A 22,461-nucleotide genomic window follows, 5' to 3' on the forward strand; every position below is an offset into this window, starting at 1 on the left:
CGCACCGGCTTGCGCTAAAGCTGCCGGGCTCAAGTGGAGCAGGACCGCATCCTTTCGGCCGGGCGCAAGCCCGAGGATCTCGACGCCGCGCTGCGGCCGAAGACGCTCGACGATTTCGTCGGGCAGAAGGCTGCGCGCGAAAATCTGCGCGTGTTCATCGAAGCGGCGCGCCACCGGGGCGACGCGCTCGACCATGTGCTCTTCTTCGGCCCGCCCGGCCTCGGCAAGACCACGCTCGCCCAGATCATCGCGCGCGAGCTGGGTGTCGGCTTCCGCGCCACCTCCGGCCCGGTCATCGCCAAGTCCGGCGACCTCGCCGCTCTCCTCACCAATCTCGAGGACGGCGACGTGCTGTTCATCGACGAGATCCACCGGCTCAATCCGGCGGTGGAGGAAATCCTCTATCCTGCGATGGAGGACCGCGCGCTCGACATCATGATCGGCGAAGGCCCGTCGGCGCGGTCGGTGCGGATCGATCTTCCCAAATTCACCCTGGTCGGCGCCACCACCCGCCAGGGGCTGATCACCACGCCGCTGCGCGACCGGTTCGGCATTCCGGTGCGGCTCAATTTCTACACGGTCGGGGAACTGGAACAGGTGGTGCGCCGCGCCGCCCGTCTGCTCGACCTGCCGCTGACCGAGGACGGCGCGCACGAGGTCGCGCGCCGTTCGCGCGGCACGCCGCGCATCGCCGGGCGGCTGCTGCGGCGGGTGCGCGATTTCGCCCATGCCGCGGGCGCCCCCCGGGTCGACGCCGCGGTGGCGGACGGCGCGCTCACCCGGATGGAAGTGGACAAGCTCGGCCTCGACGCTATGGACCGGCGCTATCTCCATATGATCGCCGACATCTATCGGGGCGGGCCGGTCGGGGTGGAGACGCTGGCGGCGGGGCTCAGCGAGCCGCGCGACACGATCGAGGAAGTGATCGAACCTTATCTCATCCAGCTCGGCCTCGTCGCGCGGACGGCGCGGGGGCGCTGCCTCAACGGGCGGGGCTGGACGCATCTGGGATTGCCGCCGCCGCAGGGCGCGCAGGACGGACTTTTCGACGCCAAGTGACAGCAGGGGGTGGGGACATGAAGCTGAAATGGATCGCGGCCGCGGCCGCCCTCGTGATCGGTGCCGCGGCGCCGGCGCAGCCCGCGCAGACCGAGGCCGCGGCGCCCGACTATGCCGATCCGGCGACCTGGCTGTGCCTTCCGGGCCGGGCCGACGCCTGCGGCCAGCCGCTGCCGACGACGGCGCTCAACCCCAACGGCTACGGCTCGGTCGGCCTGAGCGCGATCGCCCGGGACCCGGTCGCCGACTGCTTCTACGTCTATCCCACCGTCTCGCGCGACGAGACGCTGCACAGCGACCTCAATCCCGGCGTCGAGGAGCAGGCGGCCGCCGCCGTCCAGTTCGCGCGCTTCGCCGGGGTCTGCCGCACCTTCGCGCCGGTCTACCGCCAGTTCACCTTGTCGGCCCTGCGCCGGGCGATGATGGGCGAGAATATCGATCGCGCCGGCGGCATCGCTTACGAGGACGTGCGCGCCGCCTGGCGCCATTATCTCGCCAACCACAATCAGGGCCGCCCGTTCGTCCTGATCGGCCACAGCCAGGGCACGATCCATCTCACCCGCCTGCTCGCCGAGGAGATCGAGGGGACGGAGGCGCATCAAAGGCTGCTGTCGGCGATGCTGATCGGCTACAATGTCGAAGTGCCCGAAGGGCGCGACGTCGGCGGCAGCCTGCAGCGCACGCCGCTCTGCACCCGGCCGGGACAGACCGGCTGCGTCGTCAGCTACGTCTCCTTCCGGGCGACCAACCCGCCGCCGCCGGGCGCGCTGTTCGGCCGTGCGGCCAACCCCGGCATGACCGTCGCCTGCACCAACCCCGCCTTGCTGGCCAAGGGCAGGCCGGAGCTCGACAGCTATTGGTTCACCGCCGCGCCGCCGACGCCGGGCGGACCGCCGCCGGTCGCCTGGTCGAGCCAAGGCGCGCCGCCGACGCCGTTCGTCCGCACCGAGGGGCTCGCCAGCGCCGCTTGCGTCAATCGCGGCCAGACCGGCTATCTGTCCGTCCTGGTCCATGCCGATCCCGCAGACGCGCGCACCGACGACATTCCGGGCGACGTCGTGGTGGCGGGCCAGCTCCAGCCGGGCTGGGGCCTTCATCTCGGCGACGTCAACCTGGCGCTCGGCGATCTCGTCGCCATCGTCGAGCGGCAGAGCGAGGCGTGGCGCCGGCGGCGCTGACGCGGCGCCCCGGCACGCTTCTTCTTCCTCCGACGCAAAAAGCGCTCGGCTCGGCGCTCGGCACGCGAATGGGCTTGCCCCGGATTTCCGCGCGGATAGAGCGGCTTGGTGGGCGGGACCATTGATATACCATATCGCGGCGGCTTCGTGGGCAACACCCACCGCTTCGCCCTGCGCGTCTATTTCGAGGACACCGACCTCGCCGGCATCGTCTATTACGCCAATTATCTGAAGTTCATGGAGCGGGCGCGCTCCGACATGCTGCGCGCCGTCGGCATCGCCCAGCGTGACGCGATCGAGGCGGGCGAGGGCGTCTATGCCGTGGCCGATCTCGCCATCAAATATCGCCGCCCCGCCAAGCTCGACGACGAGCTGGTGGTGGTGAGCGAGGTGGTGGAGGTCCGCGCCGCGAGCTGCGTCATTCATCAGAGAGTCATGCGGGGGGATGAAATCCTCACCGACGCTACGGTCACGGCCGCGTTCCTGACGTTGGACGGCCGTCCGAAGCGTCAGCCGCGCGCCTGGATCGACACATTCGAACGGCTGAAAAGGGAAGGGGAATAGTGGCGAATATCGGAATGCACGGCGGGGCAGCGGACGTCATGTCCCCCGTCGCATTGTTTCTTCAGGCGGACATCGTCGTCAAATCGGTGATGATCGGTCTCGTCCTCGCGAGCATCTGGACGTGGGCGATCATCATCGGCCAGTGGCTGAAGATGCGGCGCATCGCGCAGGAGAATGAGCGCTTCGAGCGCGATTTCTGGAAGAGCGAGGACATCGACCGCTTCTTCGAGGCGCGCGGCCGCGAGGAGCTGCCCGCCTCCAAGATCTTCGCCGCCGGCATCGCCGAATGGCGGCGCTCCACCGCCGGCCGGTCGATCGACAAGGAAGGCACGCGTTCGCGCCTGTCGGTGGCGATGCATTCGGCGGTCGCGGCCGAGGTCGACCGGCTCGCCCACCGGCTCAACATCCTCGCGACGGTCGGATCGGTGGCGCCCTTCGTCGGCCTGTTCGGCACCGTCTGGGGCATCATGCGCGCCTTCGCGGACATCGCCGGCGCGCAGAACACGTCGCTCGCCGTCGTCGCGCCCGGCATCGCCGAGGCCTTGTTCGCGACCGCGCTCGGCCTGTTCGCCGCCATCCCGGCGGTGATCGCCTACAACCGCTTCAGCTACGGCATCAACCGCATGGAGGCGCGCCTCTCCCGCTTCGCCGACGGCTTCCACGGCACCCTCTCCCGCGAGCTGGAGGTGGACGGATGAGGGGGGTTGAAATCCTCCCCGGAACGGGGAGGGGGACCATGCGCAGCATGGTGGAGGGGTCCCGCGCCTCCATGCTCGCTGCGCTCGCCCCCCTCCACCGCCGTTCCGGCGGTCCCCCTCCCCGTTCCGGGGAGGAGTTCTAGATGGCCATGGGTCCCATCCTCGGCCCGGGGCGGCGCGGGCGGCGGTCGCCGATGGCGGAGATCAACGTCACGCCGATGGTGGACGTGATGCTGGTGCTGCTGATCATCTTCATGGTCGCCGCGCCGCTGATGGTCGCCGGCGTGCAGGTCGACCTTCCCCAGTCCAAGGCGGCCGCGCTGGAGCAGGACCAGCAGCCGGTGTCGATCTCGCTCGACGCCGACGGTTCGCTGTTCATCGACGAGGAGCCGGTCGCGCCCGCGAACCTGGCTCCGCGGCTACAACAGATCGCCGCCGGCTCCACCGAGGAAGGCGGCCCGCGCATCTTCCTGCGCGCCGACCGGGGCCTGGAATATGGCCGCGTGATGCGGGTGATGGGCGAGATCAACCAGGCCGGCCTGCGCCGCGTCGCGCTGGTGACGGTGGGCGGCGAGGAACGCTGATGGACCGGGCGGAGGCGACCGGCTTCGGCATCGCGACGACGGGCCATGTCGCCCTGCTCGTCGCGCTGTCGGTCGGCTTCGCCGCGTCCCAGAACGTGCCGGCCCCGCCCGTCCAGACGATCGAGGTGAGCTTCGCCGAGGACGTCGCCCTGGTCTCGTCCGCGCCCGAACCGACGATCGAGCCGCCGGCGCAGAGCGTCGCGCCCGAACTCGGTCCTCCGGAGGAGCCGGCGCCCGCGCCCGAGCCGGAACCCGCGCCGCCCCAGCCGCAGCCGGAACCCGCGCCGGCGCCGCCCCAGCCGCAGCCCCGCCCCCAGCCCAAGCAGGCCGCGCCCGCGCCGGCGCAGGAAAAGGCGCGGCCGCAGCCGGCGCGCGAACAGCCCGCGCCCAAGCAGAAGGCGGCCGCGCCTCCCGCCACCAAGGCGACGGAAAGCGGCACCGCGGCCGCCGAGCGCCCGCGCGGCTCCCGGCTCGGCCCCGATCTCCTGAAAGGCATCGGCCGCGATCCCTCGCCCTCCACCGACACGCGCCCGACCGGCGCGGTGATGAGCGCCCAGGCGGCGGCCGACATCGGATCGGCCATCCTCCGCCAGGTCCAGCCCTGCGCCGACCGGCAGGTCTCGCCCGGTCCGGGCGCCGAGCGGATCGTCACGCCGATCAGCCTGCGCCTCAACCGCGACGGCTCGCTCGCCGCGCGGCCGACCGTCGGACGCCAGACCGGCATCGACGACGAGAACCGCCGCTATGCCGAACGGGTGGCCGATCTCGCCATCGCCACCTTCGTCGGCTGCTCGCCGCTACGCGGGCTTCCGCAGGAGCTTTACGAAGTGCCGAACGGCTGGCGCAATTTCACGCTTCGATACAGATTGCCGGGGTGAGGTAAGGACATGAAAGTACGCGTTTTCGCTTCGATCGCTTTGGCCGCGCTCGCCGCCGCCCATATCGCGCCCGCGGCCGCCCAGACCCCGCCCGAGGAACCCGGCGGCCTCGTGGTCGACGTGGTCGGCGGCATTTCGGCGCCGATGCCGATCGCCATCCCGGCGATGCCGACGCCCGCCTCGGTCGGCACCGCCGCCGGCGAGACCTCCGACCTCGGCCGCCAGGTGGCGGAGATCGTCACCAACAATCTGAGGAATTCCGGCCTGTTCACGCCGCTCGGCCCGGACCGGCTGCGCCCCGTCGCCTACAGCCAGGTGACGGCGCCCGATTTCGGCTATTGGTCGGGCAGCGGCGCGCAGGCCTTGGTCCAGGGCTTCGTCCAGGCGAACGGCGACGGGACGCTCACCGTCGGCTGCTATCTCTACGACGTCTACGCCCGCACCGAGCTCGCCCGCCAGGGCTTCGTGGTGCAGCCGGCCAATTGGCGCCGCGCCGCCCACAAATGCTCGGACACGATCTACACCCGCCTCACCGGCGAGGGCCCCTATTTCGACAGCCGCGTGGTCTACGTCTCCGAAACGGGGCCGAAGGGCCGGCGCACCAAGCGGCTGGCGATCATGGACCAGGACGGCGCCAACCACCGCTTCCTCACCAACGGCCAGTGGACGGTGCTGACGCCGCGCTTCGCGCCCAACCACCAGACCATCGTCTACATGTCCTATCAGGACGATCGGCCGCGGCTGTTCGTCTACGACATCGGCACCGGCCGACAGCGGGCGCTGGTGGACGAGCCGCACATGACCTTCGCGCCGCGCTTCTCGCCGGACGGCCGCTGGGTCCTCTTCTCCATGTCGGTCAACGGCAACACCGACATCTACCGCGTCGCCGCGAGCGGCGGCCGGCCGCAGCGCCTCACCAACGCGCCCGGCATCGACACGGGCGGCTCCTATTCGCCCGACGGCAGCCGGATCGTGTTCGAAAGCGACCGCGGCGGATCGCAGCAGCTCTATGTGATGAACGCCGACGGATCGAACCAGCGCCGGATCAGCTTCGGCGGCGGCGGCTACGGCACGCCGGTGTGGAGCCCGCGCGGCGACCTCATCGCCTTCACCAAGACCGGCGGGGGCTTCCGCATCGGCATCATGGCGCCGGACGGATCGGGCGAGCGCGTGCTCACCAATGCCTGGCAGGACGAGGGGCCGAGCTGGGCGCCGAACGGCCGGGTGATCACCTTCTTCCGCACCGCGCAGGGCTCCGGCCGCGCCGACGTCTGGACGGTGGATCTCACCGGCCGCGCCTCGCGCCGCGTGCCGACCCCGCTCGACGGATCGGACCCGGCCTGGTCGCCGCTCCTGCCCTGAGTTTTCGCGCGCCCGGGGGGAACCTTCACCCCCGGCGCACTTTGAACGTTTCGGAGGTAAAACGGAGGTTTTGATGAAGAACAAGTTGGTGAAGCTCGTCATGCTCGGCACCGCGCTGTCGATGACCGCCGCCTGCGGCCGACGCGCCCCCGCGCCGGACCAGATCCCGCCCGCCCCGCGCACCGACGCTTTCGATCCCAACCAGCAGACCGGCCAGCCGGGCACCGGCATCGGCACCGCGCCGCTGCCCGGCTCGCGCGCCGACTTCCTGCAGAACGTCCGGTCGGACCGCGTCTTCTTCGCTTTCGACAGCTATTCGCTCGACGCCGAAGCGCGCGGCGTGCTCGACCAGCAGGCGCAGTGGCTGACGCGCAACCCCAATGTCCGCGTGACCATCGAAGGCCATGCCGACGAGCGCGGCACCCGCGAATACAATCTCGCGCTCGGCGATCGCCGCGCCAACGCGGCCCGCAACTATCTGGAAAGCCGCGGCATCGCGGCCAGCCGGATACAGACGATCAGCTGGGGCAAGGAGCGTCCCGAAGCGCTCGGCTCCAACGAATCCGCCTGGGCCCAGAACCGCCGCGCCGTGACGGTGGTGCCGGAATAAGACGACGATGCCGGCTGGCGGCGCCGCGCGGCGTCGTCAGCCGAGCGCCTCGTCGAGCAGGCGGGCGAGGCGCAGCCCGGCCCGGGCGACCTGCGTGCGCACCACCGGGATCAGCCTCTGGACATCCTCTTCGCCGATCACCGGCCGCCCCTCGGGCATCGCCGCGCACGGGTCTTCCGCGATGGTGCCATAGGCATGGCGGCGGCTGATCTCCCAGCTCTCCCGCGCCCAGTCCGTCACCGTCCCCTCGCGCTTCACCGCCTTGCGATCGGGCGTGAGTTCCGACAAGAGCCCGCGCGCGCCGGCGGCCGGCGTGGAGATTGCGCGCTCGGCGATATAGCCGTCCCAGGCGGAATGAAGGTTGGTGCGGCCCTCGATCAGCCCGTAGGACACCGGCACCCGATTGCCGCCGAGATCGCCGCGGTCGCCCGCATGGAGCGGCATGTGAAGGTCGCCCACGAAATGGACGAGGAAGGCGAGCGCCATCAGCCGCTCGCGGTCCGGCAGGCTCCGGTCGGCGAGCAGGCGGGCGTTGCGCTCGATCTGCGCCGACACGCAATTGCCGTCGCGGCACGCCGCCGCCTGGTCGAAGTCGCGGCAGATATGGACGTTCTGATAATGCCAGCTGTTCTGGTAGCTGAAGCGGTCGCCGAGCGGCTTGATGCAGTCCGCCCACACGCTCGCTTCCTCGATGGTGCGCACCGGGCAGGTCGGCGTGTCGAGCCGCGCCTGCAGCGCCATCAGCCGGCGCATCTCGGCGCGCGCCCGAGGCGTCGTTTCCAGCCAGGCGATGCGGGCCACCACCTCATGCCCATATTCCCACCAGGCGAAAGCGGGCGCGGGCATGGCGAACAGGGCGGCGAAGGCGACAAGGTAACGCAACATGAGAGGCGGCTAACTCCGGACGGTGACGATTTGAAGGCGCTCAGCGGCGGCCGAGCGCGGCGACGACGTGCGGCGCGATGCCGCTCACCATCCGCTTGATGCCCTGGAAATTGGGATGGATGCCGTCGGGCAGGTTGAGGTCGCGCTCCATCGCCACGCCGTCCAGGAAGAAGGGGTAGAGCGCCGCGCCATGGGCGCGGGCGAGATCGGGATAGAGGCTGTCGAACGCCTGGACATAAGCGGGTCCCAGATTGGGCGAGGCGCGCATGCCGGCGAGCAGCACCGGGATGTCGCGCCGCTTCAGCTCGGCCAGGATCGCGTCCAGCCCCTCGCGGGTGCGCGCCGGATCCTGCCCGCGCAGCATGTCGTTGCCGCCGAGCGCGACGATGGCGAGATCGGGCTTCTGCGCCAGGCCGTCCAGCGTCCATGCGAGCCGCGCCCGCGCCGCCGCGACCGTGTCGCCCGACACGCCGGCATTCACCACCCGCGCCGGGACGCCATGGCGGCGCAAAGTCGCCTCGAGCTGGGGCGCGAAGCCTTGCCCCGCCTGCAGGCCGTAGCCCGCCGTCAAACTGTCGCCGAGCGCGAAGACGTGCACTTCCCGCGCGGCGGCGGGGGACGCGAACAGAAAGGCCATCAGAAAGGCCGCATGGACAAAGACGAGACGCACACCATATTCGATCCGTAACGACATTTCCGGACTGCCCTTCCCTCCATGCCCCAGCCCCATATCGTGATCGACGCGAAGAATGTCACCCTTTCGCTGGGAAGCGGCGCGGCGCGCGTCGACATCCTGCGCGGAATCGACCTGGAGATCGCGCGCGGCGAGAGCGTCGCCCTGCTCGGCCCGTCCGGGTCGGGCAAGTCGTCGCTGATGGCGGTCCTGTCCGGGCTGGAGCGGGCGAGCGGCGGGCGGATCGAAGTGGCCGGCGCCGATTTCACCGCGCTGGACGAGGACGGGCTCGCCAAGGCGCGGCGCGGGCGCATCGGCATCGTCCTGCAGGCCTTCCACCTGCTCCCGACCATGACCGCGCATGAAAATGTCGCGGTGCCGCTGGAGCTTGCCGGCGAGGCCGACGCCTTTCCCACCGCCGCCCGCGAGCTGGAGGCGGTCAGGCTCGGCCACCGGCTGACCCATTATCCGGTGCAGCTTTCGGGCGGCGAGCAGCAGCGCGTGGCGATCGCCCGCGCGATGGCGCCGCAGCCCGAAATCCTGTTCGCCGACGAGCCGACCGGCAATCTCGACGCCAAAACCGGCCACGCCATCCTCGACCTCCTCTTCGACCGCCAGCGCGACACCGGCGCCACCCTGCTCGTCATCACTCACGATCCGACCCTGGCCGAACGCTGCGGCCGGGTGCTGGAGATGATGGACGGTCGCATCGTCAGGGATACGGGGAGGTGAGCGGGGTTCGCGCCATCCTCCCTGTCGCGAAGCGATGGGGAGGGGGACCGCGCGAAGCGCGGTGGAGGGGCGAACGGCGCCGATTGCCCCTCCACCACGCTATGCGTGGTCCCCCTCCCCACGAAGCTCCGCTTCGCAGGGAGGATAGACCTTGAGCCTGCCCTTCCGCCTTGCCTTGCGCGACTTGCGCGGCGGCCTGACCGGGCTTCGCCTGCTCGCCGTCTGCCTGTTCCTCGGCGTCGCGGCGCTGGCGGGGGTGGGGAGCCTGTCCTCCGCCATCGTCGCCGGCCTCGCCGAGCGGGGACAGGAGATATTGGGCGGCGACCTCCAGATCTCCGTCGCCCAGCGCGAAGCCTCGCCGGAGGAGCGCGCGGCCTTCGAGGCCGAGGGCCAGGTCAGCCACATCACCCGCATGCGCGCCATGGCGGCGCGGCTCGACGGCAACGAAAGCGTGCTGGTGGAGCTGAAGGGCGTGGACGACGCCTATCCGCTCTACGGGGCGCTGAGGATGGAGCCGGGGGCGCTCGCGCCGCGGCCGAGCGGTACCGACGTCGCCGTCGGGCCGGAGCTCGCCGACCGGCTCGGGCTGGGCATCGGCGACCGGCTGCGGATCGGCGCCGCCGAACTGCGCATCGTCGGCTTCATCGCCGAGGAGCCGGACCGGGTGGGGCAGGGCTTCACCATGGGATCGACCGCGCTCGTCGACCGCGCGGGCCTCGCCGCGACCGGCCTCGTCCAGCCGGGCAGTCTCTTCACCAGCGCCTACCGCATCCGCATCGCGCCCGGCGGGGATCCGGACCCGGTGCGGGAGCGGCTGACGCAGAGCTTCCGCGACGCCGGCTTCCAGATCCAGGATCGCTCGAACGGCGCGCCGGGCGTGCGCCGCTTCATCGAACGGCTCGGCCAGTTCCTCACCCTGGTCGGCCTCGCCGCCCTGATCATCGCCGGCATCGGCGTCGGCAACGGCGTCTCCTCCTATCTCGACATGAAGCGGGGGATCATCGCCACGCTGAAGCTGCTCGGCGCCACCTCCGCCACCATCTTCCAGTCCTACCTGATCCAGATCGGCCTGGTGGCGCTCGGCGCCATTCTGCTTGGCCTCGCGGTCGGCGCGCTGGTGCCGGGCATCGTCCTCCTCGTGGCCGGCGACGCGCTGCCGGTGGCGCCGCGCCTCTCCGTCTATCCGCTGCCGCTGCTGGCGAGCGCGCTCTACGGCCTGCTGATCGCCTTCGTGTTCGCGCTGGTGCCGCTCGCCCGCGCCCGCACCGTGCCGGCCGCCTCGCTGTTCCGCGGCGGGCTGGAGCGGCTGCCGCGGCCGGGCTGGCCGATCCTCGCCGGTGTCGCCCTCGCCGCGGCCGCCATCGCCGCGCTCGCCATCTTCACCGCGCGCGAGCCGATGTTCGCGGCCATGTTCATCGGCGCGGCGCTCGGGCTCGTCTTGCTGCTGACCCTGCTCGGCGGCCTCATCCGGCTGACCGCTGCGAAGCTGCCGCGGCCGCGCAATCCGGTGTTCCGGCTCGCGCTGACCAATCTCCACCGCCCGGGCGCGCAGACCGGCCGGCTGGTGGTGGCGCTCGGGCTCGGCTTCACCCTGTTCACCGCGCTGGCGGTGATCGAGACCAATCTCGCCGGCCAGATCCGCACGACCGTCCCGGAACGCGCGCCGAGCTTCTTCATGCTCGACATACCGGTCGAGGAGGTCGGCCGCTTCCGCTCCCTCGCCGGGCAGGCCGCGCCGGAGGGCGACCTCGTCACCATCCCGTCGCTGCGTGGATCGGTGGTGGCGGTGAACGGCCGCCGCGTCGCCGACATGGAGGAGATCCCGCCCGAAGCCTGGTTCCTGCGCGGCGACCGCGGCCTTACCTATTCCCCGACCCTGCCGGAGGGCAGCCGCATCGTCGAAGGCGAATGGTGGCCGGAAGATTATGCCGGGCCGCCGCTCATCTCGCTGGACGTGGAGCCCGCGCGCGCGCTCGGCATCGGCCCGGGCGACACGCTCACCGTCTCCGTGCTCGGCCGCGAGATCGAGGCGCGGATCGCCAGCCTTCGCGAAATCAACTGGGACACGATGGGCTTCAACTTCGTGATCGTGTTCGCCCCCGGCGCGCTCGAACAGGCGCCGCACAGCTTCATGGCCACCATCTCCATGCCCGAGGCGCAGGAGCGCTCCTTCCAGCGGATGGTCGGCCGCGCCTTTCCCACCGTCTCCGCGATCCGGGTCAAGGAAGTGGTGGAGACCGTGTCGGGCATGCTCGGCCAGATGAGCGTCGCCATCCGCTCCGCCGCCTCGGTCGCCATCCTGGCCGGCATCGCCGTGCTGATCGGCGCGCTCGCCGCCTCGCGCCGGGCGCGGGTCTATGACAGCGTGATCCTGAAGCTGCTCGGCGCCACCCGCGGCCGCATCCTCGCCGCCCAGGCGATCGAGTTCGCCGCGCTCGCCTTCGTCCTTTGCGCCGTGGCCTTCGCGCTCGGCGCCGCGGCGGGCTGGTACGTGATCGTCCGCATCTTCGAGCTCGACTGGGCCCCGGACTGGCCGGTTGTCGCCCTGACCCTGGCGGTGGGCGCGCTCATCACCCTGGGGCTCGGCCTGCTCGGCTCGCTGCCCGCGCTCGCCGCCCGGCCGGCGCGCGCGCTCAGGACCCTGTGAGGCGCGGCGGGACGAACTGGAGGCGGCCGCCCGCAGCCGCTATAGACTTGCCCCGAAGGAGACTCGCCGATGAACGAGATGTCGAAGATCGCCGCCCAGCCCGAATATAGCGAGGCCGTCCGCAACCAGCTGAAGCGCGCGCCCGCTTTGTTCATCGGCGGCGAATGGGTGGCTTCCAGCCACGACAAGACCATCGCCGTCTACGATCCGTCGACCGGCAAGGAAATCGCGCGGATCGCCGACGCGTCCGACCAGGACGTCGATCGCGCCGTCGCCGCGGCCCGGACCGCCTTCGACGACGGCCGCTGGTCGGGCCTGCCGCCCTATCAGCGCCAGCGGCTGATCGAGAAGCTCGCCGACCTTCTGGAAGCCGCCATCCCGGAACTCGCCGAGCTCGAATCGATCGACAACGGCAAGCCGCGCATGGCCAGCGAGCATTACGATCTGCCGCGCTCGGTCGCGACGCTGCGCTACATGGCCGGCTGGGCGACCAAGATTTCGGGCGAGCATATCGAGCCGGCGGGCGTCCCGGCGGGAACGATGCACGCTTATGTCCGGCGCGAGCCGATCGGCGTGTGCGCCCAGATCGTGCCGTGGAACTTCCCCCTGATGATGGCGGTGCAGAAGATCGCGCCCGCCCTCGCGGCCGGCTGCACGATCGTGCTGAAGCCGGCCGAGCAGACCTCGCTCACCGCCTTGCGCCTCGCCGATCTCGCCGCCGAGGCGGGGCTGCCCGCGGGCGTCCTCAACATCGTCACGGGCCTCGGCGAAACGGCGGGCGACCGGATGGTCCGCCACCCGGACGTCGACAAGGTCGCCTTCACCGGATCGACCGAGGTCGGCAAGATCATCAACCGCAACGCCACCGAGACGCTGAAGCGGGTGACGCTGGAGCTTGGCGGCAAGTCGCCGGTGATCGTCCTCCCGGACGTCGACATCCGCAAGACCGCGCAGGGCGCCGCCCGCTCGATCTTCGCCAATAGCGGACAGGTCTGCATCGCCGGATCGCGCCTCTATGCGCACAAGGACGTGTTCGACGCGCTGCTGGAGGCGGTGGCCGAAAATGCCTCGCAGTGGAAGGTCGGCCCCAGCCTCGCCCCCGACACGATGATGGGTCCGCTCGTCTCTACCGAGCAGCATGAGCGGGTGCTCGGCTATATCGAGCAGGGCCGCAAAGCGGGCGCGACCGTGCTGGCGGGCGGCGACGCTCCGGGCGGCGACGGCTATTTCGTCAATCCCACCATCCTCGTCGACGTGAAGCCGGACATGAGCGTGGTGCGCGAGGAGATTTTCGGGCCCGTCCTCACCGCCCAGCGCTACGACGATCTCGACGAAGTCGCGCGCGCGGCCAACGACACCACCTACGGCCTCGCCGCTTCGGTGTGGACGCGCGACGTGTCGGCGATGCACCGCCTCGCGGCCAAGCTCAAGGCCGGCATGGTGTGGGGCAACACCCCCTCCGCGGCCGACACCGCGCTCCCGTTCGGCGGCTACAAGCAGTCCGGCTTCGGCCGAGAGAACGGCCGCTACGGCATCGAAGCCTATACCGAGCTCAAGACCGTCGCGATCGCGCTTTGACCTGATCCTCCCTGTCCGCGCAGCGGATGGGGAGGGGGACCATGCGAAGCATGGTAGAGGGGCGCGAGCGAAGCGAGCTTACGGACGCAGAGTGCCCCTCCACCGCGCTGAGCGCGGTCCCCCTCCCCATGGAGCTTCGCTCCACAGGGAGGATGTCGCGCCCCTTCAGAAGCTCAGCCGGTCCTGGGCGGGGCCTTCCTGTTCGCCGAGGTTGAGGGCGGTGTTGACGAGGGCGAGGTGGGAAAAGGCCTGGGGGAAGTTGCCGAGCATCATCTTGCGCTCGGGATCATATTCCTCCGACAGCAAGCCGAGATCGTTGCGCAGGGTCAGCAGCCGCTCGAACAGCGCCTCGGCGTCGGCGCGGCGGCCCTGGAGCAGGTAATTGTCGGCCAGCCAGAAGCTGCAGGCGAGGAAGGCGCCCTCGCCGGCCGGCAGCCCGTCGTCCACCTTTTGAGTGTCGTAGCGCAGCACGAGCCCGTCCCAGCTGAGGTCCCGCTCGATCGCCGCGACGGTGCCGAGCGCGCGCGGATCGTCGGGCGGGATGAGGCCGATGATCGGGAGCAGCAGGGTGGAGGCGTCGAGCACGTCATGGTCGTAGGCGCGCAGGAAGGTCTTGCGCTCCGGATCGTAGCCGCGCTCCAGCACCTCGTCGCGGACGCGGTCGCGCAGCTTCGACCAGCGCGCCAGCCGCTCGGCGTCGCACGGCTCGAACCCCGCCTCCATCGCCCGCACCGCCCGGTCGAACGCCACCCAGGCGAGCGCCTTGGAATGGACATGGTGCTGCGGATCGGCGCGAATTTCCCAGATGCCTTCGTCGGGCTGGTCCCAGCAGCGCTCCAGTTCGTCCAGCAGGCCGGTCTGCAGGCGCCAGGCGGCCTCGCGGTCATGTTCGAGGCCGTGCTTGCGGGAAAGGTGGAAGGCTTCCATCACCGATCCGAAGATGTCGATCTGCAGCTGGTCCTCGGCATGGTTGCCGAACCGCACCGGACTGGCGCCGTAGAGGCCGGGCAGCCAGTCGGCCGTCCATTCGAAATTCCGGCGGCTGCCGTCGATGCCGTAGAGCGGCTTCACCGCCGCCGGCTCCCCCGCGATGGCGCGCAGCAGCCAGTCGTGCCACGCTTCCGCCTCCTCGCGATAGCCGCAATGGAGGAAGGCGAGCAGGGCGAAGACCGCGTCGCGCGGCCAGCAATAGCGATAGTCCCAGTTGCGCTCTCCGCCCGGCCATTCGGGCAGGGAGGCGGTAAGCGCCGCGACCTTGCCGCCGGTGGGCGCGTAGGTGAGCGCCTTCAGCGTGATCATCGATCGCAGCACCGCCTCGCTATACGGCCCCTCATAGCTGCACTTGCCCCTGAATTCCTCCCAGAAGCGGCGGGTCCGCTCCAGCGCCTCTTCCGCCCCCGGCGCCGGCGGCGGTTTCAGGTGCGAGGCATAATGGGTGAGGACGAAGGCGGCGCGCTCGCCCTCCTCCACGTCGAACGTCGCGCCGATGTCCGGCCGCGCGACGTCGAGCGGCACGGTGGAGCGCAGCGCCACGGCGTGGGGGCCGGCGAGCGCCAGCGCCTCGTGGTCGTGCGCCTCGCGGATCAGCGGCTGGAGCTGGCCGTACTGGAAGCGCAGCGCGAGGTCGGAGCGCATGCGGACGCGTCCCCGCCGCCCCTCGACGATGCGGACGACATGGCTCGCCTCCTCGTCCGCCGGCATGAAATCGATCAGCGCCGCGCAGCCGTCATCCGTTTCGAACAGGGTTTCGAGGATCAGGGTGTCGCCGGCATAGCGGCGCGACGCGCAGGCGCGGCCGTCCTCCGGCGCGATCCTCCAGCGGCCGCATTCGTCGCCGCCCAGGAGGGCGGTCATGCAGGCGTCCGAATCGAAGCGGGGCCAGCACAGCCAGTCGATCGACCCGTCCCGCCCCACCAGCGCGCCGGTGCGGCAATCGCCGATCAGGCCATAATCCTCGATCCGCCGCCCGGTCATGCCGCGCGCGAACTGCGGCTGAGGAGGGCGAGGCCGACGCCGGCCGCCACGGCGGCGCCGGTGGCAAGCAGCCCGCGATTGCGGTTGGCCCACATCTGCACGCTGTAATCCCAGGCGCGCTCGTCGAAGCGGCCATGGGCGCCCGGATCGCCGGGCGGCACGTCAAACAGATTGTCGGGCCGGCCGGTGCGGGCCAGGCGGTCGCCCTGCTGCCCCTCGATCCCGGTCGCGCCGAGATAGGTGTCGAGCAAAGGCGAGGCGACGCGGTTGCCGAGGATCGCCTGCGCGCTGGTATGGCCGACCCACACTTCCTTGCGGTCGGAATAAGCGGCGAAGCGGATCGCGCGGGCGGCGACCTCGGGCTGGTAGATCTTGCCGACCGGCCGCGGCTCGCCCTGCACCTTGGCACGGGCCCAGTCGAATTGCGGCGTGTTGACGGCGGGAAGCTGCACCATCGTCATGTGGATGGCGCTGTCCATGCCGGACAGTTCGGAGCGCACCGCGTCCAGGAAGCCGAGCATCGCATGCTTGGCCGAACAATAAGCGGACTGGAGCGGAATGCCGCGATGGGCGAGAGCGGAGCCGACCTGGACGATCGTCCCGGAATTGCGCGGCACCATCCGGCGCAGCGCCGCACGGGTGCCGTTCACCGCGCCCATGAAGGTCACGTCGACGACGCGGCGGAACTCCGCGTCGCTCATGTCCATGAAGGTCGCGAACATGCCGGCGAAGGCGTTGTTGATCCAGATGTCGATCGGCCCGAGTTCCGCCTCGATCCGCGCCGCGGCGGCTTCGAGAGCGTCATTGTCCGCGACGTCCGCGACGATGCCGAGCGCGCGGCCGCCTTCCGCCTCCACCTCGCGGCAGGCCGCGTCGATCCGTTCCCTGCCGCGGGCGATCACCGCCACGTCGCAGCCATGCGCCGCGAACTCCCGCACCGTCGCGCGGCCGATGCCGGCGCTGCCGCCGGTCACCACCACGATCTCCCGTCTTGCCTGCGCCACCAGTCCACACCTCCGTCATTTGCCGCGCGAACCGAACGAGGCGCGGGCAAGCGGGGTTCCGGCGGGTTGCCGCCGCCCGCCGCCGGGCCTATGCCAAGCGGCGAAAAAGTAGGGGATTTGAACTCCATGCGTATTTTTGGACGTTTCGCCGCCGCGGCGGCCCTCGCGCTCGTGGCCGCCATGCCGGCCGCCGCCCAGACCGAGGCGGAGCAGGCGCAGATCGCGGCCGCGGTGGAGCGCGGGCGCCTGCTCTACGCGCTCGACCGCGCGGCCGCGCTCGCCACCCGCGACATGTTCGGCCGGATCGAGAATCCCGAAGACGCCGGCATCGACGGCTTCGTGATCGTGCCCGAGGGCCAGGATCTGGCGATCATCTTCTACGGCGCCGGCGCGGACGGGCCGGAGGCGATCTACCGCGGCATCTTCCGCGGCGGGCGGATCGCGGAGGCGACCGTCCATCCCGAAGGCGAGCGGCCGGCGCTGAGCGCGGTCCAGCGCCGGATGGCGGCGGCGCGGGCGGCGGCCGGCCGGGCGAACCGCCAGTCCTGCGCCCAGGACGCGCCGTTCAACGTCACCGTCATCCCGCCCGAAGCGGACGACGCGCCGCTGGAAGTCTATCTGTTCACGCCGCAGACGCAGCGCGGGCGCTTTCCCGCGGGCGGCCATCACCGCGTCGTCTATACGGGCGACGCCGTGCCGGCGGAGGAGCGGGCGTTCGCGTCCGGATGCCAGCTGCTGTCGGCCGAAGGCGCCGTCGCGGGCATCGAGACGGAGGCGCTCTACCTCACCCATCCGCTCGATCCGGTTCCGACCGAGGTCCATATGTTCCTGTCGCTGTGGACCGGAAAGCCGCTGATCGTCGGCGCGGGCGGGCGCAGCTGGCGGGTCGACCGCGACGGCATCCGGCTGGAGGCGGACGGCCAATAGTCGCGATTGGCCGGGTCCCAACCCTACGCTACAGGGAAAGCGGAGGTCCGATGGTGGGAGAGTGGCCAGCAAGGCAGTCGGCGGAGCCGCGCGCGCTCGAGGATGACGTGACGCGCCTCGCCATCGCCGCCCGGGCCGCCGAAATCGGCATCTGGGACTGGGACCTGGCGACCGGCCGGATGGACTATTCGCCGCGCGCCCGGGCGATCTGCGGCTTTTCCGACGACGAGCCGCTGGATTACGAGAAGGTCCGCGCCCTCGTCCATCCGGACGATCTCCCGCGCACCAGCGAGCTCGCGCGGCACGCGCTCGATCCCGACGTGCGGGCGCGCGAGCCCTATGAATATCGCATCCTGCTGCCCGACGGATCGACGCGCTGGGTGCTGGCGCATGGCGAGGCCGAGTTCGAGGAGGTGGACGGCGCCGCGCGGGCGGTCCGCTATCTCGGCACCATCCAGGACGTGACCGCGCGGCACCGGCTGGAGGAAGACCGCGCCCGCAGCGAGCAGCGGCTGCGTCTCGCCATCGACGCCGGCCGCATGGCGGTATGGGAAGTGATCGTCGCCGAGGACCGGCTGGTCGGCACGCCGGAGCTCAACCGGCTGCTCGGCTTTCCCGAAGGCAAGGCGCTCGACATCGACGAGGTACGGGCCGGCTACTATCCGGGCGAGCGCGAGCGGCTGCAGGCGATCGGCCAGGAGGTGCTGGCGCGCGGCGAACGCTTCCTGGAAACCGAATATCGCTATTATCGCCCGGACGGAGAGCTGCGCTGGCTGATGCTGCGCGCCGAGATGCTGTTCGGCGACGACGGCGCCCCGACGCGCGCCGTCGGCGTGCTGATCGACGTCACCGACCGCAAGAAGACCGAGGAGGCGCTGCGCACCAGCGAGGCGCGGCTCAACGTCGCGCTGCAGGCCGCGGGCGCGGGCGTGTTCGAATGGGACGCTCGGACCGGTGACCTGCAATGGTCGCCGCAATGCTATGCGCTCTACGGCCTCGATCCGTCGCTGCGCGGGCAGGCGCTGCACGAGGCCTGGCTGCGGGTCGTCCACCCCGACGATGTCGAGGACGCGCAGGCGGCGGGCTTCCGCGCGCTGAACGACGGCGAGGGGTTCGGGATCGACTTCAGGGTGCGCCTCCCGTCCGGCGACATCCGCTGGATCCGCAGCCACGGCACCGTCGTCAAGGCGCCGGACGGCAAGGTGGAAAAAGTCACCGGCATCAACATCGACGTCACCGCCCAGCATCGCGGCGAGGAGAGCCTGCGCGCCCGGGCGGAGGAGACGGAGCGGCAGCGCGACCGCATCTACCAATTGTCGAACGACCTGTTCGCCGTCGCCGGCTTCGACGGCTATCTGAAGGTGGTCAATCCCGCATGGGGCCGGCTGCTCGGCTATGAGGAAGCGGAGCTGCTGGCGGGCGCGTTCATCGAGCGCATCCATCCCGAGGACCGCGCCCGCACCGCCGAGACGGTCGGCCTGCTGCGCTCCGGCCACGATGTCCGCCAGTTCGAGAACCGGGTGCTGGACGCCCAGGGCCGGGCCGTGTGGATCAACTGGTCGGCGGTGGCGGAGGGCGATTTGTTCTACGCGATCGGCCGCGACGTCACCCGCGACAAGGAGCGGGAGGAGGCGCTGCGTCAGGCGCAGAAGATGGAGGCGGTGGGCCATCTCACCGGCGGCATCGCGCACGATTTCAACAACCTGCTCCAGGCGGTGCACGGCAATCTCGACCTCATCCGCCGGCGCAGCACCGACGAGCGGCTGACCCGCTGGGCCGAGCAGGGGCTGCAGGCGGCCGAGCGCGGTTCCCGCCTCACCGCCCAGCTGCTCGCTTTCTCGCGCGCGCAGAAACTGGAGCTGCGGCCGGTGCGGGTCACCGGGCTGATCGAGGGCATGCGCGACCTTCTGGCGCGCACGCTGGGCCCGATGATCCGCATCCGGCTCGACCTCGCGGACGGGCCGGACACGGTGCTCGGCGATCCGACCCAGCTCGAAATGGCGATCCTCAATCTCGCCATCAACGCGCGCGACGCCATGCCCGAAGGCGGCGCGCTGACGATCCGCACCGAACCGTGCGGCACGGCCGATCTCGAAGGGCTGGAGCCGGGCGACTATCTGAAGATCGAGGTCGCCGACACCGGCAGCGGCATGCCGCCCGAAGTGGCGGAGCAGGCCTTCGACCCCTTCTTCACCACCAAGGGCGTGGGCAAGGGCACCGGCCTCGGCCTCAGCCAGGTCTATGGCATGGCGCGCCAGGCGGGCGGCACCGCGCGCATCGCAAGCGCCGCCGGCAAGGGCACGACGGTCACTCTCTATCTGCGCTGCACGGGCGACAAGAGCGCCGAGGAGCCGGCATCCGCCGCCCGCGCCGCCGCCCGCGCCCGCGCCGCGGCGACGGTGCTGGTCGTCGACGACGATTCCGACGTGCGCCGCTTCCTCGCCGACAGTCTGGGCGATCTCGGCTACAGGGTGGAAGAGGCGGAGGACGGCCCATCGGCCCTGACGCGCATCGAAGGCGGCGCCCCCGATCTGCTGCTGGTCGATTATGCCATGCCGGGCATGACCGGCGCCGAAGTCGCGGATCGCGCGCGGTCGCTGCGGCCGGACCTGCCGGTGCTGTTCGCCAGCGGCTATTCCGACACCGCGGCGATCGAGAAGGCGGTCGGCCCGTCGGCGACCGTGCTGCGCAAGCCCTTCCGCATCGATGAGCTGGAAGAGGCCGTCGCCGCGGCCCTGAAGCCCTGACCTAGCGGACGATTCCGCCGGCGGCGAGGACGGCGAGGGTCACGAGGTCGGACGCGGTCGCCGTCATCGGCGCGATCTGCACCGGATGGGCGGTACCGACCAGCATCGGCCCGATCACCGAATCGCCGCCCAGTTCCTTCAGCAGCTTGGCCGACAGGTTGGCGGACTGGAGCCCCGGCATGATGAGCACGTTGGCCGGGCCGGTCAGCCGGCTGAACGGATAGACGCGCTGCAGCCCTTCGTTCAGCGCCACGTCGGGCGCCATTTCGCCTTCATATTCGAAGTCGATGTCGTCGCGCTGGTCGAGGATGCGGACGGCGCCGCGCAGATTGTCGAGGAAGCTGCCCTCCGGATTGCCGAAGGTCGAATAGGACAGGAAGGCGACGCGCGGCTCGTGGCCCATGCGCCGCGCCACGCCCGCCGTGCCGATTGCGATCTCGGCGAGCTGCTCGGAGGTCGGACGTTCGGTGACGGTCGTGTCGGCCATGAAGGTGGTGTGGCTGCGGCCGACCAGGATGTGGACGCCGAACGGCGTCACGCCCGGCTTGGGATCGAGTACCCGGCCGATCTGGCGCAGCGTCTGCGCATAGGGTCGGGTGACGCCGCTGATCATCGCGTCCGCCTCACCCATCGCCAGCAGCAGCGAGGCGAAGGTGTTGCGGTCCTGGTTCACCATCCGCTCCACCTCGCGCTGGAGATAGCCGCGGCGCTGCAGGCGGCGGTAGAGATGGTCGACCATTTCCGGCACGCGGGCGAAGGTGCGGCTGTTCACCACCTCGAAGTCGCGCGGCTCGTCGACGCCGAGCGCGCGCAGCCGGTCGTGCACGTCCTCGCGGCCGACCAGCACCGGTATGCCGTAGCCGCCGTCGCGGAAGGCGATGGCGGCGCGCAGCACCACTTCCTCTTCCCCTTCCGCGAACAAAACGCGCTTCGGGTTTTCGCGCGCCGCCTCATAAGCGAGCGTCAGCACCGAAGTGGTGGGGTTGAGCCGGGAGCGCAGCGTCGTCCGGTAGGCGTCGAGATCGTCGATCCGCTTCTGGGCGATGCCGCTGTCCATCGCCGCCCTGGCGACGGCGGCGGGCACCACTTCCATCAATCGGGGATCGAAGGGCGCGGGGATGATGTAATCGGGGCCGAAGCTGTGCGCCTTGCCGCCATAGGCCGCGGCAACCTCTTCCGGCACCTGCTGGCGGGCGAGCGCGGCCAGCGCCTCGGCGGCGGCGATCTTCATCTCGTCGTTGATGGTGGTCGCGCGCACGTCGAGCGCGCCGCGGAAGATGAAGGGGAAGCCCAGCACGTTGTTGACCTGGTTCGGATAATCCGAACGGCCGGTGGCGATGATCGCGTCGGGCCGGGCGGCCCGCGCCTCGGGCGGCGTGATCTCCGGATCGGGATTGGCCATGGCGAAGATGATCGGGCGATCCGCCATCGCCATCACCATGTCAGGCTTCAGCGCGCCCGCCGCCGACAGGCCGAGGAACACGTCCGCGCCGACCAGCGCCTCGCCCAGCGTCCGCGCGTCGGTCGGGACGGCATGGGCGGACTTCCACTGGTCCATGCCTTCGCCGCGTCCCTGCCAGATGACGCCCTTGCGGTCGCACATGATGACATTTTCGTGGCGCACGCCCATCGCCTTGATGAGTTCGGTGCAGGCGATCGCCGCCGCGCCGGCGCCGTTCACCACCACCTTCACGTCCTCCAGCCGCCGGCCGGTCAGATAGCAGGCGTTGATGAGCCCGGCGGCGGTGATGATCGCCGTCCCGTGCTGGTCGTCGTGGAAGACGGGAATGTTCATCCGCTCGCGCAGCGTCTGCTCGATGATGAAGCAGGCCGGGGCGGCGATGTCTTCGAGATTGATGCCGCCGAAGCTCGGCTCGAGCAGCGCCACCGCGTTGATGAAGGCGTCGACATCCTCGGTCGCGAGTTCGAGGTCGATCGAATCGACGTCGGCGAAGCGCTTGAACAGCACCGCCTTGCCTTCCATCACCGGCTTCGACGCCAGCGCGCCGAGATTGCCGAGCCCCAGGATCGCGGTGCCGTTGGAGATGACGGCGACGAGATTGCCCTTGGTGGTGTAATCGTAGGCGCAGCCGGGGTTTTCGGCGATGGCGCGGACGGGAACGGCGACGCCCGGGGAGTAAGCAAGGCTGAGGTCGCGCTGCGTCGCCATCGGCTTCGACGCGATGATCTCGATCTTGCCCGGCCGGCCCGCGGCGTGAAAGCGTAGCGCCTCCGCCTCGGAAAATTTGACGTTGCCGCCTTCGCTCATCGCATGCTCTCCGCTTTTGCAGCCGCTCTAGGCAACACGCCGCCTCCCCCGCAAGGTTCCGCGAAGGGAAGCCTTGCTCCCCAAACCAGGTA

18 protein-coding genes are annotated in these 22,461 nt (G+C 70.6%); 13 read left to right on the forward strand and 5 right to left on the reverse strand.

Going from position 1 to position 22,461, the window contains the following annotated elements:
* Positions 1 to 33 precede the first annotated feature (33 nt).
* The 8 genes from ruvB to pal all read left to right on the forward strand — a co-directional run bounded on the left by ruvB (position 34) and on the right by pal (position 6,933).
* Complete coding sequence (ruvB, locus tag ACK4K7_RS04760) at positions 34 to 1,059, forward strand: Holliday junction branch migration DNA helicase RuvB (RefSeq protein WP_431864079.1); 1,026 nt, start codon at positions 34 to 36, stop codon at positions 1,057 to 1,059.
* A gap of 17 nt (positions 1,060 to 1,076) precedes the next feature.
* Positions 1,077 to 2,237: a DUF3089 domain-containing protein gene (locus ACK4K7_RS04765; protein WP_431864080.1), complete on the forward strand. Its 1,161-nt coding sequence runs from the start codon at positions 1,077 to 1,079 to the stop codon at positions 2,235 to 2,237.
* Positions 2,238 to 2,345: 108 nt separating this feature from the next.
* Complete coding sequence (ybgC, locus tag ACK4K7_RS04770) at positions 2,346 to 2,801, forward strand: tol-pal system-associated acyl-CoA thioesterase (RefSeq protein ID WP_431864081.1); 456 nt, start codon at positions 2,346 to 2,348, stop codon at positions 2,799 to 2,801.
* A gap of 14 nt (positions 2,802 to 2,815) precedes the next feature.
* Positions 2,816 to 3,499 carry a protein TolQ gene (gene tolQ / locus ACK4K7_RS04775; RefSeq protein WP_431864100.1) on the forward strand — a complete coding sequence of 228 codons (684 nt, stop codon included), beginning with the start codon at positions 2,816 to 2,818 and terminating at the stop codon, positions 3,497 to 3,499.
* Between the two features lie 143 nt (positions 3,500 to 3,642).
* Positions 3,643 to 4,083, forward strand: coding sequence for a protein TolR (gene tolR, locus ACK4K7_RS04780; protein WP_431864082.1), 441 nt, complete (start codon positions 3,643 to 3,645; stop codon positions 4,081 to 4,083).
* Positions 4,083 to 4,961: a cell envelope biogenesis protein TolA gene (locus tag ACK4K7_RS04785; protein WP_431864083.1), complete on the forward strand. Its 879-nt coding sequence runs from the start codon at positions 4,083 to 4,085 to the stop codon at positions 4,959 to 4,961. The genes tolR and ACK4K7_RS04785 overlap by 1 nt, the downstream gene beginning before the upstream one ends.
* A 9-nt stretch (positions 4,962 to 4,970) precedes the next feature.
* Positions 4,971 to 6,323 (forward strand): Tol-Pal system beta propeller repeat protein TolB, encoded by a 1,353-nt coding sequence (gene tolB, locus ACK4K7_RS04790; RefSeq protein ID WP_431864084.1) that lies wholly within the window; start codon positions 4,971 to 4,973, stop codon positions 6,321 to 6,323.
* Between the two features lie 73 nt (positions 6,324 to 6,396).
* Positions 6,397 to 6,933 (forward strand): peptidoglycan-associated lipoprotein Pal, encoded by a 537-nt coding sequence (pal, locus tag ACK4K7_RS04795; protein ID WP_431864085.1) that lies wholly within the window; start codon positions 6,397 to 6,399, stop codon positions 6,931 to 6,933.
* 36 nt (positions 6,934 to 6,969) lie between these two features.
* Here the strand turns inward: pal and ACK4K7_RS04800 are convergent, their stop codons facing one another.
* Positions 6,970 to 7,818 carry a S1/P1 nuclease gene (locus ACK4K7_RS04800; protein WP_431864086.1) on the reverse strand — a complete coding sequence of 283 codons (849 nt, stop codon included), beginning with the start codon at positions 7,816 to 7,818 and terminating at the stop codon, positions 6,970 to 6,972.
* Between the two features lie 40 nt (positions 7,819 to 7,858).
* Complete coding sequence (locus ACK4K7_RS04805) at positions 7,859 to 8,455, reverse strand: arylesterase (protein ID WP_431864087.1); 597 nt, start codon at positions 8,453 to 8,455, stop codon at positions 7,859 to 7,861.
* A gap of 78 nt (positions 8,456 to 8,533) precedes the next feature.
* Here ACK4K7_RS04805 and ACK4K7_RS04810 point away from each other — a divergent pair, with 78 nt between their 5' ends.
* The 3 genes from ACK4K7_RS04810 to ACK4K7_RS04820 all read left to right on the forward strand — a co-directional run bounded on the left by ACK4K7_RS04810 (position 8,534) and on the right by ACK4K7_RS04820 (position 13,448).
* Entirely contained in the window at positions 8,534 to 9,223 is a 690-nt protein-coding gene (locus ACK4K7_RS04810; RefSeq protein WP_431864088.1) for an ABC transporter ATP-binding protein, read from the forward strand.
* A 151-nt stretch (positions 9,224 to 9,374) separates the two neighbouring features.
* Positions 9,375 to 11,870: an ABC transporter permease gene (locus ACK4K7_RS04815; protein WP_431864089.1), complete on the forward strand. Its 2,496-nt coding sequence runs from the start codon at positions 9,375 to 9,377 to the stop codon at positions 11,868 to 11,870.
* Positions 11,871 to 11,939: 69 nt separating this feature from the next.
* Positions 11,940 to 13,448, forward strand: a complete 1,509-nt coding sequence (locus tag ACK4K7_RS04820) for an aldehyde dehydrogenase family protein (protein WP_431864090.1) — start codon at positions 11,940 to 11,942, stop codon at positions 13,446 to 13,448.
* Positions 13,449 to 13,613: 165 nt separating this feature from the next.
* Here ACK4K7_RS04820 and ACK4K7_RS04825 read toward each other — a convergent pair whose 3' ends face one another.
* Together ACK4K7_RS04825 and ACK4K7_RS04830 are read right to left on the reverse strand one after the other, a co-directional pair.
* Positions 13,614 to 15,422: a glycoside hydrolase family 15 protein gene (locus tag ACK4K7_RS04825; protein WP_431864091.1), complete on the reverse strand. Its 1,809-nt coding sequence runs from the start codon at positions 15,420 to 15,422 to the stop codon at positions 13,614 to 13,616.
* A complete protein-coding gene (locus tag ACK4K7_RS04830; protein WP_431864092.1) occupies positions 15,419 to 16,426 on the reverse strand; it encodes an SDR family oxidoreductase in 1,008 nt (335 codons plus the stop codon). Before ACK4K7_RS04830 ends, ACK4K7_RS04825 begins: the two co-directional genes overlap by 4 nt.
* A gap of 126 nt (positions 16,427 to 16,552) precedes the next feature.
* Here ACK4K7_RS04830 and ACK4K7_RS04835 point away from each other — a divergent pair, with 126 nt between their 5' ends.
* Positions 16,553 to 17,353 carry a hypothetical protein gene (locus tag ACK4K7_RS04835; RefSeq protein ID WP_431864093.1) on the forward strand — a complete coding sequence of 267 codons (801 nt, stop codon included), beginning with the start codon at positions 16,553 to 16,555 and terminating at the stop codon, positions 17,351 to 17,353.
* A gap of 50 nt (positions 17,354 to 17,403) precedes the next feature.
* Positions 17,404 to 20,100: a PAS domain-containing protein gene (locus ACK4K7_RS04840; RefSeq protein WP_431864094.1), complete on the forward strand. Its 2,697-nt coding sequence runs from the start codon at positions 17,404 to 17,406 to the stop codon at positions 20,098 to 20,100.
* Position 20,101: 1 nt separating this feature from the next.
* Here the strand turns inward: ACK4K7_RS04840 and ACK4K7_RS04845 are convergent, their stop codons facing one another.
* On the reverse strand, positions 20,102 to 22,369 hold the full coding sequence (locus tag ACK4K7_RS04845; RefSeq protein ID WP_431864095.1) for an NADP-dependent malic enzyme: 2,268 nt from the start codon (positions 22,367 to 22,369) through the stop codon (positions 20,102 to 20,104).
* Between the last annotated feature and the right edge of the window lie 92 nt (positions 22,370 to 22,461).

The sequence above is a fragment of the Allosphingosinicella sp. genome (genome assembly GCF_046295735.1).
In the GTDB taxonomy this organism is placed as follows: domain Bacteria; phylum Pseudomonadota; class Alphaproteobacteria; order Sphingomonadales; family Sphingomonadaceae; genus Allosphingosinicella.

Coding starts and splice junctions, on each gene's coding strand:
- ACK4K7_RS04800 (WP_431864086.1), bottom strand. CDS start 7,818: ATGTTGCGTTACCTTGTCGCCTTCGCCGCCCTGTTCGCCATGCCCGCG.
- pal (WP_431864085.1), top strand. CDS start 6,397: ATGAAGAACAAGTTGGTGAAGCTCGTCATGCTCGGCACCGCGCTGTCG.
- tolB (WP_431864084.1), top strand. CDS start 4,971: ATGAAAGTACGCGTTTTCGCTTCGATCGCTTTGGCCGCGCTCGCCGCC.
- ACK4K7_RS04820 (WP_431864090.1), top strand. CDS start 11,940: ATGAACGAGATGTCGAAGATCGCCGCCCAGCCCGAATATAGCGAGGCC.
- tolQ (WP_431864100.1), top strand. CDS start 2,816: ATGCACGGCGGGGCAGCGGACGTCATGTCCCCCGTCGCATTGTTTCTT.
- ACK4K7_RS04835 (WP_431864093.1), top strand. CDS start 16,553: ATGCGTATTTTTGGACGTTTCGCCGCCGCGGCGGCCCTCGCGCTCGTG.
- ACK4K7_RS04785 (WP_431864083.1), top strand. CDS start 4,083: ATGGACCGGGCGGAGGCGACCGGCTTCGGCATCGCGACGACGGGCCAT.
- ACK4K7_RS04840 (WP_431864094.1), top strand. CDS start 17,404: ATGGTGGGAGAGTGGCCAGCAAGGCAGTCGGCGGAGCCGCGCGCGCTC.
- ACK4K7_RS04805 (WP_431864087.1), bottom strand. CDS start 8,455: ATGGCCTTTCTGTTCGCGTCCCCCGCCGCCGCGCGGGAAGTGCACGTC.
- ACK4K7_RS04810 (WP_431864088.1), top strand. CDS start 8,534: ATGCCCCAGCCCCATATCGTGATCGACGCGAAGAATGTCACCCTTTCG.
- ACK4K7_RS04825 (WP_431864091.1), bottom strand. CDS start 15,422: ATGACCGGGCGGCGGATCGAGGATTATGGCCTGATCGGCGATTGCCGC.
- ACK4K7_RS04845 (WP_431864095.1), bottom strand. CDS start 22,369: ATGAGCGAAGGCGGCAACGTCAAATTTTCCGAGGCGGAGGCGCTACGC.
- tolR (WP_431864082.1), top strand. CDS start 3,643: ATGGCCATGGGTCCCATCCTCGGCCCGGGGCGGCGCGGGCGGCGGTCG.
- ACK4K7_RS04765 (WP_431864080.1), top strand. CDS start 1,077: ATGAAGCTGAAATGGATCGCGGCCGCGGCCGCCCTCGTGATCGGTGCC.